We start from the raw sequence: 17704 nt of genomic DNA on the forward strand, positions 1-17704 counted from the left end.
CAGAGGGGAAACTGCTTTCATGAGCAAGTCTGCATCACACACGTCATTTCTTGCGCTGAGTTGCGTCGGCGCCATGGCTTTTGCGACCGCCGCGCACGCCCAGACTGCCGACCAGGGCCAAAAGCTGGGCGGCATGACGGTCACCGATACCGCGATTGATGAATCGGAAATCAAGGTCGAGAAGGCGGAATCGCCCAAATATGTCCGGCCGCTGCTGGACACGCCCCAGACGATCACCGTCATTGGCAACCAGACGATTTCCAAGCAGAATCTGTTGACGCTGCGCGACGTGCTGTCGACCGTGCCGGGCATCACCTTTGGCGCAGGCGAAGGCGGCGGTGGTTATGGCGACAGCATCAACCTGCGCGGCCAGAGCGCCAATACCGACATCAGCATCGACGGCGTGCGCGACAGCGCGCAATATAGCCGCACCGACCCGTTCAACCTTGAACAGATTGAAGTGACCAACGGCGCCAATTCGGTCTATGCCGGTTCCGGTTCGGTCGGCGGCAACATCAATCTTGTCACCAAGCGTCCCAAGGCGGACAATGAAACGCTGGTCCAGGCCGGCATCGGCACGTCGGACTATTATCGCGCGACAATCGACAGCAATGTGCGCGTCAGCGATCTGGTCGCGGTGCGCCTGAACGCCATGTATCATGAAAATGACGTGGCACGCCGCGACGTCGACCGCTATGAACGCTGGGGCGTTGCGCCCTCCGTCAAGCTGGGTGTGGACGGGCCGACCTCGCTGACGCTGCTCTACACGCATCAGGAGGACAAGAATACGCCGCTCTATGGCGTCCCCTATTACAAGAACGCCTTTTACGACGGCGCCCTGCCGGGTGTGCCCTATAGCGGCTATTTCGGGTACAAGAATGTCGATCGCCAGGATCAGACGATTGATCAGGCGACCGCGATCTTCGACCACAAATTCAGCGACACGCTGGCTGTCCGCAACCTGACCCGGTGGCAGCGCGTTGCGCAGAATCTGGTGGTCGATCCGCCACAGGGCGGCACCTACTGCCTGGCCGACGGCAAGACCCAGCAGGGTGTGGCCTGCGCGGCCGGCCAGGTGCCGGGCACCTATTATCCCGGTGGCCCGCGCGGCAATTTCCGCAACTCGGTCAACCAGACACTCTACACGCAGACAGACCTGACCTTCACCATTCCGGGCGGTCACACGCTGGTGCTGGGTGCGTCCGGCTTGCAGGAGGATTATGACCTCGACAGCGGCAATGTGTTCCGCAATGCCGACGGATCGAGTGTGGTGCCTTCGCCGCTGAACCCGATCGTCATCGGCACGCCGACCGACTATACCGGCCCGATCAATCCGACCCGCACCAGCGCGCAGACGGGCGATCTCTACAATCTGGCCGTCTATGCCTTTGGCGCGGCCAAGCTTGTCGAGGGACTGGAGCTGAACGGCGGCGTCCGGTACGAATATAATCATGCCAAATTCCGGTCGGACAGCATCGCTACGCTGGCGGCCGGCGGCGCCTACACGACCGGGCCGACGCAGCTGGCGACGGACAATCTCTTCTCCTACCGCATCGGCCTGGTTTACAAGCCGATGGAAAATGCCAGCCTCTATATCGCCTATGGCAATTCCAAGAACCCCACCGCCACCAGCGTGCGCGCCGGTTGCGGCCTGCTCGTCACCGCACCCACCGGCGGCGAAGTCAGCGATCCGTGCGACGCCAAACCGGAACAGGCGGTCAATTACGAAATCGGCGGCAAGGTTGACCTGTTCGATCATAAGCTGCAACTGACGGCCGCACTGTTCCGCAACGAACGCACTAACTATCGCGTCACCAGCAACGATCCCTTCATCGGCAACCTGCCGGTCAATGACGGTCGCAATCGCGTGAACGGCGTGACGCTGGGCGCATCGGGCAACATCACGCCCGACTGGACCGTCTTTGCCAACTACACCTATCTGGACAGCAAGGTCATCCAGAGCATCTCCGACTTCCAGAAGGATGCCGGCGTGCTCGATGCCCAGGCCGGCAACCCGATGACCAACAATCCGAAACATTCGGGCAGCCTGTTCACCACTTATACGCTGCCGTTCGGTCTGCAACTGGGTTATGGCCTGACTTATCAGGGCAGCTTCTACCTCAACAACGCGCTGACGACGCCGGCTACTGTGCTCTACAAGTCGGATTCCTATGTCGTGCAGCGGGCGATGCTGTCCTACACCTTCTTCGAGAAGCTGACGGCGCAGCTCAACGTCCAGAACTTCACCAACGAGAAATATTACACCAGCATCCGTAACAATGGCTGGGCTAATCCGGGTGAGGGGCGATCCTGGGTGCTGACCCTGGGTTACAAGCTGTAAGCCGACTCCCCCCCCGGCGCGTCCCTGCCGGGGGATAAAGGGGCGGGCGGCGATACACTCCTCCTCGGGTCGCCGCCCGTCTCGACCTTTTCCGAATGTTTCCAGATCGCGATTGATTCGCATTAGTCTTCGCGTTATGGGCGCGGAGAGGGAGGCGCTTCCATGTTGCAAGCCGCTAGCCAGCCGATCGATGACTATGGGGCCATGGCCGACAATCAGGACGCCGTGGTTGCGCCTGTTATTCCAGCCGTCCCTGCATCAGCCGCAGCGATGCCCTCCGAACGCTATCGCGCACGCTCCCGTCCCAATCTGCCGGCTATCGCCGTGATTCTGGTGATTCACGCTCTGGTGATCGGGGCATTGATCCAGGTGCGAAACCATGTACAGCGCGCCGAGGCGGCGAAGTTGACGGTTGTCAACCTGACCCCGCCGCCACCGCCGCCCGCCGCTGAAACCCCGCCACCTCCGCCATCGCAGCCGCAGGTGGTCGCTCCCCCGCCCATCGTGCAGACGCCCGCGCCTCCGGTGCCGGTGCAGACCACGCCGGATCCCGTGCCAGTGCCCAGCCCCGCGCCGGCCTATGTGGCGCCGTCGCCTGCGCCCGCCGCTCCGGCTGCGCCGCCGGCTCCGCCCAGCATCGTGCAGGGTGGCGATCTCGGCACCCAGATGGTCGCCGGCAAGCCGCCTCGCTATCCGATCGAAAGCCGCCGCAAGCATGAGCAGGGAACGGTCGTGCTGACCCTGATCCTGGGGCTGGACGGCGCTGTCGAAACGGTCAGCATATCGCAAAGCAGCGGATCGTCCCGCCTCGACAATGCGGCGCGCGACGCGGTGAAGGGATGGCGTTGGAAGCCGACCATTCGCGGAGGCCAGCCGGTTCGCGTCAGGGGCGTCGTTGAAATCCCCTTCGTTCTTCGGACGGATGCTGCCTGAGTCTTTATGCTGATTGCCATTCCCGACCTGATCGACGCTGCTGGCGTTATGTCCATCCGCGCCCTGATCGATGCTGCTGACTGGGTGGATGGCAACATCACTTCGGGTCATCAGTCGGCATTGGCCAAGCGCAATCTGCAATTGCCCGAGGATAGCGATGCTGCAAAGCGGGCGGGGCAGATGGTGCTGGACGCGCTGGGGCAATCTGCGCTGTTCATCGCCGCCGCGCTGCCGCTCAAGATTTTTCCGCCGCTGTTCAACAGTTATGCCGGCAGCCAGAATTTCGGCGTGCATGTCGACAATGCCGTGCGCATTCAGGCGGGAACGGGCTTTCGCGTCCGATCGGACCTGTCGATCACGGTATTCCTGGAGGAACCGGACGCTTATGACGGCGGCGAATTGACGATCGAAACCAATTTCGGCGTGCAGCAGGTCAAGCTGCCGGCCGGCCATGCGGTGCTTTATCCTTCGTCATCGCTCCATCGGGTGGAGCCTGTCACGCGCGGACGGCGGGTCGCCAGTTTCTTCTGGCTCCAGTCGATGATTCGCGATGATGGCGCGCGCCAGATGCTGTTCGACCTTGATCGCAGCGTGCAGGGGGTGGCGAGCGCACTGGGGCAGGACCATGCCGAAGTCATTCGCCTGACCGGCGTCTATCATAATCTGCTGCGGCGCTGGGCCGACGCCTGACGAGTCAGGCGAAGGCCCCCGTCCGCTCCCGGAGGGAGGGACAGGGGGCTGAATGGATCAGGCGACCATCTTTTCGCTGAAATAGCTCATGATCTGGTCGACGAACTCGCGCTGGATGTGCATGCCGTCTTCCTTGTAGACGACGCTGCGGTCGCTGAGCGTCGCCATTTCATAGCTGGGGAAATATTGCAGCTTTTCGGGATGGCGGGCGACCCAGCTTTCCGCGACGGTGCGCAGCATCGATTTGGAAAGGCAGTTGGCAACCACGACGTCGCGCGGCGTGAAGGTGGCGGAAAGCGTCACGGGCGATACGGTAACGATGATGTTCGCCTTGGGATTGGCCTGCGTCAGCAACTCGTAGATCTGCTCCACGTTGCGCATATTTTCTTCATAGCTGATGACGCGGAATTCGAAGCGATCATCATTCAGCAGGTTGCGGCTACCTTCGTCCGAACGGCCGAAGATGGGCGCGAAGTTGATGAAGTTTTCCTGCTTCTTGTCGTACCAGCCTTCGATCAGGCCAAGCGTGATGGTGACGACATTGGCGCTGAGCATATTGCGGAAATAGGCGATCGTGCCTTCGCGATACGCGCGGATCTGGTCGATCGGACCCGACGGGATGACCGGGTGGGAATGAAGATCGATGTAGCGGCCATTGGGCAGTTGAAAAAAGCCTTCCTCGGGAAAGGGGGTGCCGAGCGCCCAGCGCAGTTCGTTGAGGATGGAATAGGTGTTGTACCGATTGACATAGCCGGTATCGACCGAGGCCGGGATGGTGCCGACGCCCTTGAGCGACAGGGCGTTGAAGCCCTTGCGGTTCAGCGACCGTTCGACTTCGCGGGCGAAGCAGGAGCCGACCGTGAAGATGCTGTCACTCGCCGAAATCTTGCGGTTGACGATCGTTCCGGGCCGGAAGATCTTGCCCATGCGTTCCGTGGCAAGTTCTTTATCGCCCTTTTTTTCCGTAGAATTGGTGTGCCACCTGGATAGTTTATTTTCCGAAAAGTGACGCTGCGCATCTTCGAATGAATATGCATATACCGGCTGCAGGTCTTCACTGTTCCGCGTCATGTTTTCCTCATCGATTCGTCATTGGCAGCCACATCGGGGCAGCCAATATTGTGCGCTGCGATAACGACAAGGTCCAGAAAATATTGGCGACAGTCGGATCAACTGCCGCCAATGAAAGATCAGCGTTCGATCTGGCTGACGTCGCGCACCGCGCCCTTTGCGGCGTTGGTGGTCATGGCGGCATAGGCGCGCAGGGCGGGGGAGACTTCGCGCTTGCGGCCGAAGGGCTTCCATGCCTTCGCGCCGCGCGCTTCCATTTCGGCGCGGCGGGCGTCGAGGATGGCGTCGTCCAGATCGACCTTGATGACGCGGGCGGGGATGTCGATGACGATCGGATCGCCCGTCTCGACCAGCGCGATCATGCCGCCTTCGGCTGCTTCGGGCGAGACATGGCCGATCGACAGGCCCGACGTGCCGCCCGAAAAGCGTCCGTCGGTGATGAGCGCGCAGGCTTTGCCCAGCCCCTTCGACTTGAGGTAGCTGGTCGGATACAGCATTTCCTGCATGCCCGGCCCGCCCTTTGGTCCTTCATAGCGGATGATGACGACGTCGTTCGCCTTCACTTCATTGCCCAAAATGCCGGCGACCGCCGCGTCCTGGCTTTCATAGACGCGCGCGGTGCCGTGGAAGACGAGGATGCTCTCGTCCACGCCGGCGGTCTTCACGATGCAGCCTTCGGGCGCGAGGTTGCCGGACAGGACGGCGATGCCGCCATCCTTGGAGAAGGCGTGCTCGACCGAACGGATCACGCCCTTTTCGCGGTCGGTGTCCAGTTCTTCCCAGCGCTCGGACTGGCTGAAAGCGGTCTGCGTCGGCACGCCGCCGGGCGCCGCGCGATAGAAGTTGCGCACTTCCTCGCTATTGGTGCGGCCAATGTCCCAGCGGGCGAGCGCGGCCGACATGGTCGGCGCATGCACGGTTGGCAGCGATCCGTCGATCAGGCCGGCGCGCTCCAGTTCACCCAGGATCGCCATGATGCCGCCGGCGCGGTGGACATCCTCCATATGGACGTCATTTTTCGCCGGCGCGACCTTGCAGAGGCACGGCACGCGGCGCGACAAGCGGTCGATGTCGGCCATGGTGAAGTCGATGCCGCCCTCGAACGCTGCGGCGAGCAGGTGCAGCACCGTATTGGAGGAGCCGCCCATTGCGATGTCCAGGCTCATCGCATTTTCGAACGCGGCGAAATTGGCGATGCTGCGCGGCAGGACGCTGGCGTCATCCTGCTCATAATAGCGCTTCGTGATGTCGACGATCAGATGGCCGGCTTCGCGGAACAGTCGTTCGCGATCGCTATGGGTCGCCAGCGTCGAACCATTGCCCGGCAGCGACAGGCCCAGCGCTTCGGTCAGGCAGTTCATCGAATTGGCGGTGAACATGCCCGAGCAGCTGCCGCAGGTGGGGCAGGCGGAGCGCTCGATCGTCTGGACTTCCTCGTCCGTGTAGCTTTCATCGGCGGCGACGACCATGGCGTCGACCAGATCGAGCGCGACCTTCTTGCCGCGCACGACGGTCTTGCCGGCTTCCATCGGCCCGCCGGACACGAAGACGACAGGGATGTTGAGGCGCATGGCGGCCATCAGCATGCCGGGCGTGATCTTGTCGCAATTGGAGATGCAGACGATCGCGTCGGCGCAATGAGCGTTGACCATATATTCGACGCTGTCGGCGATCAGATCGCGGCTGGGCAGGGAATAGAGCATGCCGCCATGGCCCATGGCGATACCGTCATCGACCGCGATGGTGTTGAATTCCTTGGCGACGCCGCCGGCGGCCTCAATCTCGCGCGCGACCAACTGGCCCAGATCCTTCAGGTGCACATGGCCGGGCACGAACTGGGTGAAGCTGTTGGCAATGGCGATGATCGGCTTGCCGAAATCCTCGTCCTTCATCCCCGTGGCGCGCCAGAGGCCACGGGCACCCGCCATGTTGCGGCCATGGGTGGTGGTGCGGGAACGATAGGCAGGCATGACTCGGATCCTTCGGGTAAAATATCGCGGCCCCTCTACAGGCTGGGGCCGGACTGTGAAACATATTATTCCTTTTATGGATCCATTGCGTCATTTTCTTGCGCCGAGCGCCAACCTGTCTTGAGGCGCGTCGCGGGCTTAACTTCGCATATTTCCCGCCAAATTCGACATTTCATGTCGCATCCGTGAAATTATATTATCAGGGACGCCCCGCAAATATAGGTGGCCGGGCCATTGTAGGACAGGGCGCGGCGGGACGGGCGGCGCGCCGACGGACCGATGCGCGTCGGCCCCGCGACTGTCCCATGGCGGGACCGGCCGCGTCGATGCGCAAAGCGTGCTGGCGCTGGTGGAAATCATGGTTAAGAAAGGCTTTATGCCTGTTTCCCGGACGTCCGTTTCCCGGTTTCCCCTTCCACGTCTGATGGCTCCTTTCGCCTGTCTTGCCGCCAGTCTTGCCCTCCGTCCCGTCGCGGCCGATGCCGCGCCTGCCCCGTCGGCGATGGATACGCCGCTGGCGCCGGGCGGCTATCGCTGGCTGGCGGACGGGGCGGGGGACGGGCCGCTCTACATGATTGTCAGCATCGAGCGGCAGCGCGTGCATGTCTATAGCGGCGATCGACTGATTGGCGTCGCGAGCGTATCCACCGGCATGAAGGGGCACCGCACGCCAACGGGCGCCTATCCGATCCTGCAAAAGCGGCAATGGCATCGCTCCAACCTGTACAGCAATGCGCCCATGCCCTTCATGCAGCGGCTGACATGGGACGGGATCGCCCTGCATGCCGGGCATAATCCGGGCTATCCCGCCAGCCATGGCTGCATCCGCCTGCCCTATGCCTTTGCGCAGAAGCTGTTCGCGCTGACGCGGATCGGGACGCTGGTGGAGGTGACGCAGGCTCGGCTCAACGCCGCGCTGCGCCTCGATCCGCTGGTGGTGAGCGATCCGGGCAGCACGGTCGTCAGCTTCGGGTCTGGCAAGGGCAGGAGCGGAATATTACCGCCGGCGGAGGCCGGGATGGGGGCGTGCCCATGCTGGAGATCGATCCGGCGATTTTCGGTGCGCGATATAACACGCGTTGATCGAAGAAAAATAAGCAACTTATAGATTATGGTAGCATAATATCGAAGATAATCGATCAATATCTATTGATTTGGATCAATATCATCTTTTGATCTTGGCGATTTCCGTATAATATAATTTTCGGGTCGGTCAAATTCAGGGGGTGGATATGCGAAATATATTTCTCATGATTTTGTTGTCATCCAGTTTGGCTATTTCCGGTTGCGGATATGTCGCGCGGGATCTTCGTCATCCGGGTGGAGCCATCGGGGGGTGCTGGATCGACGCATGTTTGATGCAAGTGGGTCCAAGCAACTTGTTTTGCTACGCAGCGCCATTTTGATCGCGATGGTCGCGCGAGCCGGCACCGTCTATTCGCGCGACCAGAAAGATGGTGAGGCTTACGTAAACTATATGGTCGGTGCTTCAGACGAGATTAATATTCTCGCCGGCCATATTCAAGCGGCTGATCCTGGGCTTGCTTGCGATGTTCCAACATTGGCTGCGCAGCGAATGACATCTGCCCAAATTACAGCCATTGTAACACCGGCTGGTGCAGCTATTCCACCCGATCGTCCCAATAGCGATGGATGTTTTACCTATAGTGTCAATTTTGAATCGGATATGCCGATGCTTGAGAGACGCCTGTTTCGTCTTGCAATGGCTGCCCTACCGCAAGAACAGGCGAAGAAATTTTTGGATCAGATCGCCAAGGGAGATGCGATGGGGGCAGCAATCGCGGCGTTTAATTTTTCCGTCAAGGCGCTAGATGGATTACATAGCGGAGCCGCTGTCCATCGGACAGGCGTGGAAATCGTCGCCCGGCAGCATGATGGATGTCAGGCTGCCGTACCAGCGACCGTTTATGAGGCCGCTCATTGTATGGGGTTGCCAACCGATACGTTGTTTGTAGGCAAACATGATGATCGGGGGGATTATGCCCCGGTGATAAACGACGCCAGTTTCTTCGCGCTGATGCGCAACCTGCGTGATAGTTGTCGCATGATATCTCTTGGGATTGATGACGACAGTGTGGTCGATCTCAATCAGGCTCGCGTGACGCGTATCGAAAAATGCAATGGCATTGAGTACCATCCGCGATCACGCTGGAGTACGCAGTAACAACCTGCTTGGAATCAGACGGCCGGCCCGCCGCCGGGCCGGCCGTCTGCTATAAGCCTTGCCTTATGCCGCCTGCGCCGCCTCTTCGCTGGCGGGCAGGCGGATGAGGTAATCGAAAGCGGAAAGCGCCGCCGTCGATCCCGCACCCATGGCGATCACGATCTGCTTGTAGGGAACCGTGGTGCAGTCCCCCGCCGCGAAGATCCCCGGCTGGCTGGTTTCGCCACGCGCATCAATCTCGATCTCGCCCCGGTTGGACAGGGCGATGCTGTCCTTCAACCATTCGGTGTTCGGCACCAGGCCGATCTGGACGAAAATGCCCTCCAGTTCGACATCATGTTCCGTGCCATGGTTGCGGTCCTTATAGGACAGGCCCGTCACCCGCTCACCATTGCCGTCGACCTTGGTGGTCAGCGCCGATGTGATGATCTTCACATTGGGCAGGCTGGCGAGCTTGCGCTGGAGCACCGCATCGGCGCGCAACTGGCTGTCATATTCGATCAGCGTCACATGGGCGACGATGCCGGCCAGGTCGATCGCCGCTTCGACGCCGCTATTGCCGCCGCCGATCACCGCCACGCGCTTGCCCTTGAACAGCGGACCGTCGCAATGCGGGCAATAAGCCACGCCCTTGTTGCGATATTCATCCTCGCCCGGCACGCCCATCTGCCTCCAGCGCGCGCCGGTCGACAGGATGATGGTGCGGCCCTTCAAGGATGCGCCATTTTCCAGCACGACCTCATGATAGCCGCCCTCGCTCTTCGCGGGGATCAGCTTGGCCGCCTTTTGCAGGTTCATGATCTCGACATCATAATCCTTGACGTGCGCTTCCAATGCGGACGCGAGCTTCGGCCCTTCGGTGCGCGATACCGAAATGAAGTTTTCGATGTCCATGGTGTCGAGCACCTGACCGCCGAACCGCTCGGCCGCGACGCCGGTGCGGATGCCCTTGCGCGCCGAATAGATGGCCGCCGCAGCGCCAGCGGGACCGCCGCCGATCACCAGTACTTCGAACGGATCCTGCGCCTTGATCTTCTCGGCAGCACGCGCTTCGGCGCCGCTATCGATCTTTGCGACGATCTGCTCCAGTTCCATCCGGCCCTGACCAAAGGGTTCGCCGTTCAGGAAGATGGTGGGCACGGCCATGACCTTGCGCGCGTCGACTTCGTCCTTGAACAGGCCGCCGTCGATGGCGACATGGCTGATCCGCGGATTGAGCACGCTCATCAGGTTGAGCGCCTGCACCACATCCGGGCAGTTCTGGCACGACAGCGAGAAATAGGTTTCGAACGCGAAATCGCCGTCCAGATCCTTGACCTGCTGGATCAGATCCTGCGCGGCCTTCGACGGATGACCGCCGACCTGCAACAGCGCCAGCACCAGCGAGGTGAACTCATGCCCCATCGGCAGGCCGGCGAAGGTCACGCCAATGTCGGTGCCGACGCGGCGGATCATGAAGCTGGGCTTGCGCTTGTCATTGCCGCTCACGATCGAAACCTTGTCCGACAGTTCGGCGATTTCGGTCAGCAATTCGTTCATTTCGCGCGACTTCGCGCCATCGTCCAGCGACGCCACCAGCTCGATGGGCTGCGTGATGTTCGCCATATAGGTCTTGAGCTGACCCTTGAGATTTGCGTCCAACATCTTGTGCTTCTCCATGGGGTTGGCGCGCCGCAGCGGGGCACGCAACTATCCTGCGGCCGGGAAATGGTGCGACCCGAAGGCCCGGCGTCAAAGATAGCGATGAATTTGGGTATAAAAACCCCGCCGGGCCGGGGAGCGTCTGGCTCGACCCGGTCCGGCAGGCGCCTTTGCAGGTCTTTATTTAGATCTTGCCGACCAGGTCGAGCGAGGGGGCGAGGGTGGCTTCGCCTTCTTCCCACTTGGCGGGGCAGACTTCGCCCGGGTGGCTGGCCCAGTACTGCAGCGCCTTCACCTTGCGGAGCAGTTCGGCCGCGTTGCGACCCACGCCCTCGGGGGTGATTTCAACCAGCTGGATCACGCCTTCGGGATCGAGGACGAAGGTGCCACGGTCAGCCAGGCCAACGCCTTCGCGCAGAACGCCGAACTGGTTCGAAATGTCGTGGTTCTGATCGCCCAGCATATAATAGTTGATCTTGCCGATGGCCGGCGAGGTGTCGTGCCATGCCTTGTGGCAGAAATGGGTGTCGGTCGACACCGAATAGACTTCCACATCCATGCCCTGCAGGGTCGGGTAGATGTCGGCCAGATCTTCCAGCTCGGTCGGGCAGACGAAGGTGAAGTCGGCCGGGTAGAAGAAGAAGACGGCCCACTTGCCCTTCACGTCGGCATCGGTGACGTCGACGAACTTGCCTTCCTTGTACGCGGTGGCCTTGAAGGGCTTGAGGGGGGTATTGATAAGAGCCATGGGCTGTCCAGTTCCTTGCTTAAGGGGTTGCTGTTGCCCGACCCATGTAGGGAAGTGATCGATTCGGGGGAAATTGGTTTTCTCGGACGTGTTAAGTGAGAAAAACGATCAACGGCCACCCGATTAATCGACCGCTTTATCCTAAGTCTCCAGCGCCTGATGCATCGCCTTGTCCACCATCGCCTGCGCTTCTTCGGGCGAGAAGGCGGATCGGTCGAGGCACAGTTCCAGCCACAGACCATCGACCAATGCGGTCAGGCTGATCGCGGCGATGCGGGCCTGCGCATCGGTCATGGCCGGGGCGGCGGCGCGCAGCAGCGCTTCGAGCTGGGCGCGCGATCCGCCATAAACATCGGCATGGATGGCGGCGATCTGCGGATCGGATTTCACCAGGCTCCAGAAGGCGATCCAGGTGGCGAGCAGGCCCGGATCAAGCACTGGCGGGGCGAAATTGGCCAGAAGACAGGCGCGTAGCCTATCGCGCGGATCATTGCTGGCAGCCTCCACGGCGGCGTCCAGCGCCGCAGACACGCGCGCGCCGACATCATTATAGGTCGCCAGGATCAGCGCATCGACGCCATCGAAATAATGGGTGAGCAGCCCGGAGGAGACGCCCGCGCGGGCGCAGATCGCGCGGACCGATGTGCCGCCCACGCCCTTTTCGGCGAGGCAAAGCGCGGTCGCATCGATCAGCGCCTGTCGCCGCACATCCGCCGTTTCCCGCACGAAGCGCGCGCGTTCGCGTGTTTTGGTCACGCGACTCTCCATCTTCTGTTTCATCTTCAGTCCCCCTGATTCCCTTTGAGCGCAGTCGGGGCGGCTGGCAAGAGAGCGTATGCGGGGGATCGAACCGGCCGGGTGGCGGGTTCTGTCGGGTGATGACACTGATCAAGGAGGATATGCCGATGCTGCGTGCGATCGTGATCTCGCTGGCTTTGCCCATGCTGCTGGCCGGCTGCGCCAAAAGCGCCGATAATCAGGCGGCGGCCAATAATAGTGCGCAGCCGCCCGTTATCGAAAATGTGGATGATGCCGACTCCGCGCCGGTTTCCAATGCGGCGGCGGATGCGCGCCTGCCGACCGACGACTGGGTGGGACGCTGGACCGGGCCGGAGGGGCTGTTCCTCGACATCCAGCCCGCGCCCGATGGCCAGCGCGGCCATTATGCGTTGACCAACAAGGATAATCTGGACCGTCAGGGCGATTATCAGGGTGTGGCGGATGGCGCGACGATCCGCTTCGTACGCGATGGCAAGGATCTGGCGATCCGACCCGGCAAGGGCGCGGATACCGGGTTCAAATATCTGGCCGACAAGCAGGATTGCCTGATCGTCGTGCCGGGGCAGGAGGGCTATTGCCGCTGAACCCTGCCCCGGGATGGGTTACAGCGCGATGCCGGTTTCGATCAGCTGGTCGGAAGAGCCGCCGACGAACAGCCTGTAATCGCCATGCTCCAGTTGCCATGTATGGCGATCCGGGTTGCGCCAGCGCAGCGTGTCGATGCCGACGGACAGCCGCACGATCCGCGCTTCACCGGGTTGCAGCGCGACGCGATCAAAAGCGCGCAACAGCTTGACCGGGCGCTCCGCTTCGCGGCCTGGGCAGCCGATATAGAGCTGTACGACTTCCTGCGCAGCGACGTCGCCCTCATTCGTCACCGTCACCGCGACGTCTATCGCGTTGCCGTTGCGATGCGCCTTGAGCGCGCGATAGCCAAAGCGGCTGTAGGACAGGCCATGGCCAAAGGCATAGCGCGGGGTCAGTTCTTCGCGGTCGAACTTGGTATAGCCATGCCAGTAGCCATAATCGATCTGCGTCGCATCCCGATCAAAATAAGGATAGTCGGCGGCGTCGCGGGCGACGGTGAAGGGCAGCTTGCCTGACGGGCTGACCTTGCCGAATAGCAGGTTGGCGAAGGCGGTGCCGCCCTCCATCCCGGCATAGAAGCCCAGCAGGATGGCGTTGGCGCGATCCCGCCAGCTTTCCACCATCACCGCTGATCCCGCAACGATCACGACCACGACCGGCTTGCCGCTGTCGGCCGCGGCATGGATCAGCGCAATCTGGTCGTCGGGCAGGTCGAGCGAGAGGCGATCGCCGCCGATCGGGGTTGGCGACAGGCTGGGCCGGGGGGAGGGGCCGCGATTCTGGTCGGCGCCAAGGGCGATGTCGCCCATGATATATTCGCCCTCCTCCTTGGCGGTGTAGCCGACCACCACGACCACGGCGTCGGCCTGATCCGCGGCCTGCCGCGCGGCGTCCAGATCGCTTTCATCGGCATGCAGCACGGCGTCTTCGCCCAGCGCGCGGCGCAATCCTTCCAGATGGGTGACGACATAGGGCGGTCGCACCCGGCTGGAGCCATTGTCGCCGGTATTTTCCATCGCGGCGATCCGGCCCAGCAGTGCGATGCGCTTCACCCGGTCGGGCGCGAAAGGAAGGACGCCGTCATTTTCCAGCAGCACGGCGCATTTTTCCGCCGCCTCCAGCGCCAGCGCGCGATGATCGGCGCAGGCGATGCGGTCGGCGGGATAGGCAGGCAACGGGTCCTGCATCCGGGCAAAGCGGATCTGCGTGCGCAGGATGCGGCGGCAGGCGCGGTCCACGACATAAGGTTCGACCAGCCCGTCCGCTACCGCCGTCACCAGCTTTTCGCCCAATATCAGCGGTTCGGGATTTTCGATGTCGAGGCCCGCCGACACGCCATAAACCTTGTACACGCCGCGCACCCAGTCGGAATGGACGAAGCCGTCAAACTTCCATTCGTCGCGCAATATGTCGGTCAGCAGCACGCGGTCCTGCCCGCAATATTCGCCATTCACCTTGTTATAGGCGGTCATGACCGATGCGATGCCGGCGTCGAGACAATGTTTGAAATGGGGCAGATAGACTTCGTGCAGCGTGCGCTCGTCCGCCCGCACATCGACCTTGAACCGGGCATTTTCCATCGAATTGAGCGCGAAATGCTTGACCGTGGCGATGATGTTGTGGGTCTGGATGCCGGTGCCCATCGCCGCGCCCATGACGCCCAGATGCCAGGGATCTTCGCCATAGGTTTCCTGCGCGCGGCCCCAGGCGGGGTGGCGCAGCAGGTTGATGCAGACCGCGCCGGAGAAATTGCAGCCCTGCGCGCGCGCCTCGATCCCCATGACTTCGCCCACGCGCAGTTCCAGATCGGCGTCGAAGGTCGCGCCGCGCGCCATGGTGCAGGGGAAACAGGTGGAGCCGGTGCGGGTCACGCCGCGCGGACCATCGGTGAACAACAAAGGCGGAATGCCCAGACGATCATTGCCGCTGCCCGCGCGATAGGGGCGGGCGCCCCAGACCCGGTCATCTTCGGCCAGCGCGTCGAAAAAGCCATGGCCCGACATCATGTCGACCTTTTCCGCGAGCGTCAGTGCGCCCAGCAGCGTATCGACGTCGGAGGCGGCGAAGGATGCGCCGGCATGGGAGGGGGTGTTGTCACTGGATTCGGCCACGGAATATCCTCTGCCTCTTTGGTTGCGGTTAGCGCTAAACCAAATCAACCTCCTTGTCGAGGGGGTGGCTGTCCCTTTCGCGCAACAAGGCGGCAATATTCTTCATCGTGCAAAAGATTCCGCAATTGACAAATTGCCTGGAGGGTCTCACAAGGGGGTAGAAGTTTAGCGCTATTCCAGTGACTGAACCGGGGAGAGGAAAGGCCGCAGGCTCATATCTTCCCCCGTTGCAGCACTGGCCGGGAGGAGGACAAAATGAACAAGATCCAACATTACCGCCGTATCGTGATGGGCAGTGCGATGGTCAGCGCGGTCGCCATGATCGCCGCTACATCTGGCGCCCTTGCGCAGGACGCCGCCGTTCCCGGCGAAATCGTCGTCACTGCGCAGAAGCGCGCCGAACGTCTGGTTCAGGTGCCGCTGGCTGTGACCGCCGTGACCGGTGAATCGCTAGTCAACAATCAGATCAACGACACCAACAGCCTGACCCGTGCGGTTCCCTCGCTCACCTATCAGGCGGGCAACAACCCCGGCAATAACGGCTTCCGCATCCGTGGCGTCGGCACGCAGTTGTTCAGCTTCGGCGTGGAATCGGCCGTGTCGGTCGTGGTCGACGGCGTCGTCGCCCCGCGCCAGGCGCAGGGCTTTTCCGACCTAGCCGATCTGGAGCGGGTCGAAGTGCTGCGCGGCCCGCAAGGCACGTTGTTCGGCAAGAATTCGACCGCCGGCGTCATCAACATCGTCACCCAGCGCCCGTCCGACACGTTCGAAGGCCGGGTCGAAGGCACGGTGGCCGAACAGGACGAATATCGCGTGAAGGGCACCGTTTCCGGCCCGATCAGCGATACGCTCAAGGCGCGCGTCAGCGGCTACTACAACAATGTCGGCGGCTATCTGAACAATGTCGCCACCGGCAACGACACCAATGGCTACAAGAGCTGGGGCATTCGCGGCAAGCTGGACTGGGATGCGACGCCCAACCTCAACCTGCTGCTGACCGGCGACTATCGCGAAAATGACGCGAAATGCTGTTCGCGCGTGCCGGTGAAGATCGTGACCCCGGCGATGCAGACCCTGCTTGGTCCCGATGTCGTCGCGACGCCGGAAAACCGGAACGTCTCCAACGACGATATGAGCTTCTTCAAGACGAAGACGACGATCGTTTCCTTGCAGGCCGACTGGGATCTGGGTCCGGCGACCGTCACCTCCATCACCGCCTTCCAGCGTTATGACCAGCGCGACCGTTTCGAACCGGATCAGATCGCGTCCGATCCGCTGCGCTATGTCGGCGCCTTCCCCTATTCGCAGTGGAACGACAACGGATCGCACACCAGCTATAACAATTATTCGGAAGAATTGCGGATCGGGTCCAACGGCAATCAGGATCTGACCTATGTCGCGGGCGTCTTCTATTCGCACCTCGACCTTGATCGCAGCTATAATCGTCGTCGCCTGCGCTGTGGCAGCGGCACGATCGGCGCGACCTGCACCGTCACGCCGACGGCCGACTCCTCTGGCTTCGACGGCACGTTCAAGAGTGACAACGTCTCCGTCTTCGGTCAGGTCGACTGGCGGGTGGTCGGCGGCCTGCATGTCATCGGCGGCCTGCGCAACAGCTATGAAAAGCAGACTGTCACCGGCTCCGTCTATGGCCCGCTGGTGGCCGGCGACAATCTGTTCCCCGGCACCGTCATCAACGCCGGTACGCGGTCGCGCAGCGACTGGGCGCTGACCGGGAAGGGCGGCCTGCGCTATGAATTCAACCGCAACCTTCAGGTCTATGGCAGCTACACCCGCGGTTACAAGGCGTTCGCGCTCGACATCGACGTGACCACTAACTTCGCCAATCAGAACGGCATCGCGCCCGAACATGTCAACGCCTATGAACTGGGCGCCAAGTGGCAGGCGCCCGGCGGCGTCTTCGACATCAGCGCCGCCATCTTCCGGTCGGACTTCCGCAATCTTCAGGTCCAGTCGCTCGTCACCGACGTTGCATCGGGCACCTTCGTCACGGTGCTGGGCAATGCCGGCAAGTCGCGTTCGCAGGGTTTCGAAGTGGAAGCCAATATCCGTCCGTCGCGTGAATTCTCGGTCGCGGCCAACTTCACCCTGATCGACGCGAATATCGACGTGCCGGGCCAGAGCTGCCCGATCCAGTTGCAGACCGGCGTCGCCGCCTACAGCAGCGATTTCCCGGTCAACCAATGCTATATCCGCCGGACCACGGTGAATGGCGTCACCACCAACAGCAGCCCGATCATCGACGTTGCCGGTGGCCAGTTGCCCGCCACGCCGCGCTATCGCGTGGGTGTGACGCCGCGGTACGAGCGGGAATTCGGCAATCTGGCCGGCTTCGTGCAGGTCGCGCTCAACTATCAGAGCGACACCAGCTTCGCGCTCAATCAGGATCCGATGCTCAAGCAGGACGGCTATGCCATCGTCGACGCCAGCGTGGGCATTCGTGATGCGGACAGCCGCTGGAACCTGACCCTGTTCGTGCGCAACCTGTTCGACCAGAATTACTATACCCAGCTCAACCACGGCACGATCCTGGCGAACACCACCAACGCCTATGATCTGTGGGCCAATGTCAACAAGGATGCTGATCGTTACTTCGGTGCGACCTTCGGGGTTCGCTTTTAAAAA

The 17704-nt window shown here is 61.7% G+C and carries 13 protein-coding genes; 7 read left to right on the plus strand and 6 right to left on the minus strand.

The window, feature by feature from the left end:
• The first annotated feature begins 19 nt into the window (after nucleotides 1–19).
• The 3 genes from ACFOKF_RS06150 (at nucleotide 20) to ACFOKF_RS06160 (ending at nucleotide 3964) form a co-directional block, all read left to right on the plus strand.
• Complete coding sequence (locus tag ACFOKF_RS06150) at nucleotides 20–2341, plus strand: TonB-dependent receptor (RefSeq protein ID WP_380794042.1); 2322 nt, start codon at nucleotides 20–22, stop codon at nucleotides 2339–2341.
• Nucleotides 2342–2503: 162 nt separating this feature from the next.
• Nucleotides 2504–3274 (plus strand): energy transducer TonB, encoded by a 771-nt coding sequence (locus ACFOKF_RS06155; RefSeq protein ID WP_380794044.1) that lies wholly within the window; start codon nucleotides 2504–2506, stop codon nucleotides 3272–3274.
• Between the two features lie 6 nt (nucleotides 3275–3280).
• Nucleotides 3281–3964, plus strand: a complete 684-nt coding sequence (locus ACFOKF_RS06160) for a Fe2+-dependent dioxygenase (RefSeq protein ID WP_380794046.1) — start codon at nucleotides 3281–3283, stop codon at nucleotides 3962–3964.
• Nucleotides 3965–4021: 57 nt separating this feature from the next.
• Here ACFOKF_RS06160 and ACFOKF_RS06165 read toward each other — a convergent pair whose 3' ends face one another.
• Both ACFOKF_RS06165 and ilvD read right to left on the minus strand, forming a co-directional pair.
• Complete coding sequence (locus ACFOKF_RS06165; protein WP_380794047.1) at nucleotides 4022–4891, minus strand: GSCFA domain-containing protein; 870 nt, start codon at nucleotides 4889–4891, stop codon at nucleotides 4022–4024.
• A gap of 263 nt (nucleotides 4892–5154) precedes the next feature.
• Nucleotides 5155–7005 (minus strand): dihydroxy-acid dehydratase, encoded by a 1851-nt coding sequence (ilvD, locus tag ACFOKF_RS06170; protein WP_380794049.1) that lies wholly within the window; start codon nucleotides 7003–7005, stop codon nucleotides 5155–5157.
• A 424-nt stretch (nucleotides 7006–7429) separates the two neighbouring features.
• Here ilvD and ACFOKF_RS06175 point away from each other — a divergent pair, with 424 nt between their 5' ends.
• Both ACFOKF_RS06175 and ACFOKF_RS06180 read left to right on the plus strand, forming a co-directional pair.
• On the plus strand, nucleotides 7430–8113 hold the full coding sequence (locus tag ACFOKF_RS06175) for a L,D-transpeptidase family protein (protein ID WP_380794051.1): 684 nt from the start codon (nucleotides 7430–7432) through the stop codon (nucleotides 8111–8113).
• A 243-nt stretch (nucleotides 8114–8356) separates the two neighbouring features.
• Nucleotides 8357–9190 (plus strand): hypothetical protein, encoded by an 834-nt coding sequence (locus tag ACFOKF_RS06180; protein ID WP_380794053.1) that lies wholly within the window; start codon nucleotides 8357–8359, stop codon nucleotides 9188–9190.
• Between the two features lie 63 nt (nucleotides 9191–9253).
• Here the strand turns inward: ACFOKF_RS06180 and ahpF are convergent, their stop codons facing one another.
• The 3 genes from ahpF to betI all read right to left on the minus strand — a co-directional run bounded on the left by ahpF (nucleotide 9254) and on the right by betI (nucleotide 12347).
• Nucleotides 9254–10834, minus strand: a complete 1581-nt coding sequence (gene ahpF, locus ACFOKF_RS06185; RefSeq protein WP_380794055.1) for an alkyl hydroperoxide reductase subunit F — start codon at nucleotides 10832–10834, stop codon at nucleotides 9254–9256.
• A 181-nt stretch (nucleotides 10835–11015) separates the two neighbouring features.
• Nucleotides 11016–11579, minus strand: a complete 564-nt coding sequence (gene ahpC, locus ACFOKF_RS06190; protein WP_298399793.1) for an alkyl hydroperoxide reductase subunit C — start codon at nucleotides 11577–11579, stop codon at nucleotides 11016–11018.
• Nucleotides 11580–11720: 141 nt separating this feature from the next.
• Nucleotides 11721–12347: a transcriptional regulator BetI gene (gene betI / locus ACFOKF_RS06195; protein WP_380797676.1), complete on the minus strand. Its 627-nt coding sequence runs from the start codon at nucleotides 12345–12347 to the stop codon at nucleotides 11721–11723.
• Nucleotides 12348–12463: 116 nt separating this feature from the next.
• Between betI and ACFOKF_RS06200 the strand changes: the two genes are divergently transcribed.
• Nucleotides 12464–12943 (plus strand): hypothetical protein, encoded by a 480-nt coding sequence (locus ACFOKF_RS06200; protein WP_380797678.1) that lies wholly within the window; start codon nucleotides 12464–12466, stop codon nucleotides 12941–12943.
• Nucleotides 12944–12961: 18 nt separating this feature from the next.
• Here ACFOKF_RS06200 and ACFOKF_RS06205 read toward each other — a convergent pair whose 3' ends face one another.
• Nucleotides 12962–15058, minus strand: a complete 2097-nt coding sequence (locus ACFOKF_RS06205) for a beta-glucosidase family protein (protein WP_380794057.1) — start codon at nucleotides 15056–15058, stop codon at nucleotides 12962–12964.
• A 255-nt stretch (nucleotides 15059–15313) separates the two neighbouring features.
• On the opposite strand from ACFOKF_RS06205, the gene ACFOKF_RS06210 reads away from it, so the two are divergent.
• On the plus strand, nucleotides 15314–17701 hold the full coding sequence (locus ACFOKF_RS06210) for a TonB-dependent receptor (RefSeq protein WP_380794059.1): 2388 nt from the start codon (nucleotides 15314–15316) through the stop codon (nucleotides 17699–17701).
• Nucleotides 17702–17704 lie beyond the last annotated feature (3 nt).

Source organism: Sphingobium rhizovicinum (genome assembly GCF_042647625.1).
GTDB classification, from domain to species: Bacteria; Pseudomonadota; Alphaproteobacteria; order Sphingomonadales; family Sphingomonadaceae; genus Sphingobium; species Sphingobium rhizovicinum.

Excerpts from the sequence above, each read along its gene's own strand:
- ACFOKF_RS06150 (WP_380794042.1), top strand. The coding sequence starts at position 20 with ATGAGCAAGTCTGCATCACACACGTCATTTCTTGCGCTGAGTTGCGTC.
- ACFOKF_RS06155 (WP_380794044.1), top strand. The coding sequence starts at position 2,504 with ATGTTGCAAGCCGCTAGCCAGCCGATCGATGACTATGGGGCCATGGCC.
- ACFOKF_RS06160 (WP_380794046.1), top strand. The coding sequence starts at position 3,281 with ATGCTGATTGCCATTCCCGACCTGATCGACGCTGCTGGCGTTATGTCC.
- ACFOKF_RS06165 (WP_380794047.1), bottom strand. The coding sequence starts at position 4,891 with ATGGGCAAGATCTTCCGGCCCGGAACGATCGTCAACCGCAAGATTTCG.
- ilvD (WP_380794049.1), bottom strand. The coding sequence starts at position 7,005 with ATGCCTGCCTATCGTTCCCGCACCACCACCCATGGCCGCAACATGGCG.
- ACFOKF_RS06175 (WP_380794051.1), top strand. The coding sequence starts at position 7,430 with ATGGCTCCTTTCGCCTGTCTTGCCGCCAGTCTTGCCCTCCGTCCCGTC.
- ACFOKF_RS06180 (WP_380794053.1), top strand. The coding sequence starts at position 8,357 with ATGTTTGATGCAAGTGGGTCCAAGCAACTTGTTTTGCTACGCAGCGCC.
- ahpF (WP_380794055.1), bottom strand. The coding sequence starts at position 10,834 with ATGTTGGACGCAAATCTCAAGGGTCAGCTCAAGACCTATATGGCGAAC.
- ahpC (WP_298399793.1), bottom strand. The coding sequence starts at position 11,579 with ATGGCTCTTATCAATACCCCCCTCAAGCCCTTCAAGGCCACCGCGTAC.
- betI (WP_380797676.1), bottom strand. The coding sequence starts at position 12,347 with ATGGAGAGTCGCGTGACCAAAACACGCGAACGCGCGCGCTTCGTGCGG.
- ACFOKF_RS06210 (WP_380794059.1), top strand. The coding sequence starts at position 15,314 with ATGAACAAGATCCAACATTACCGCCGTATCGTGATGGGCAGTGCGATG.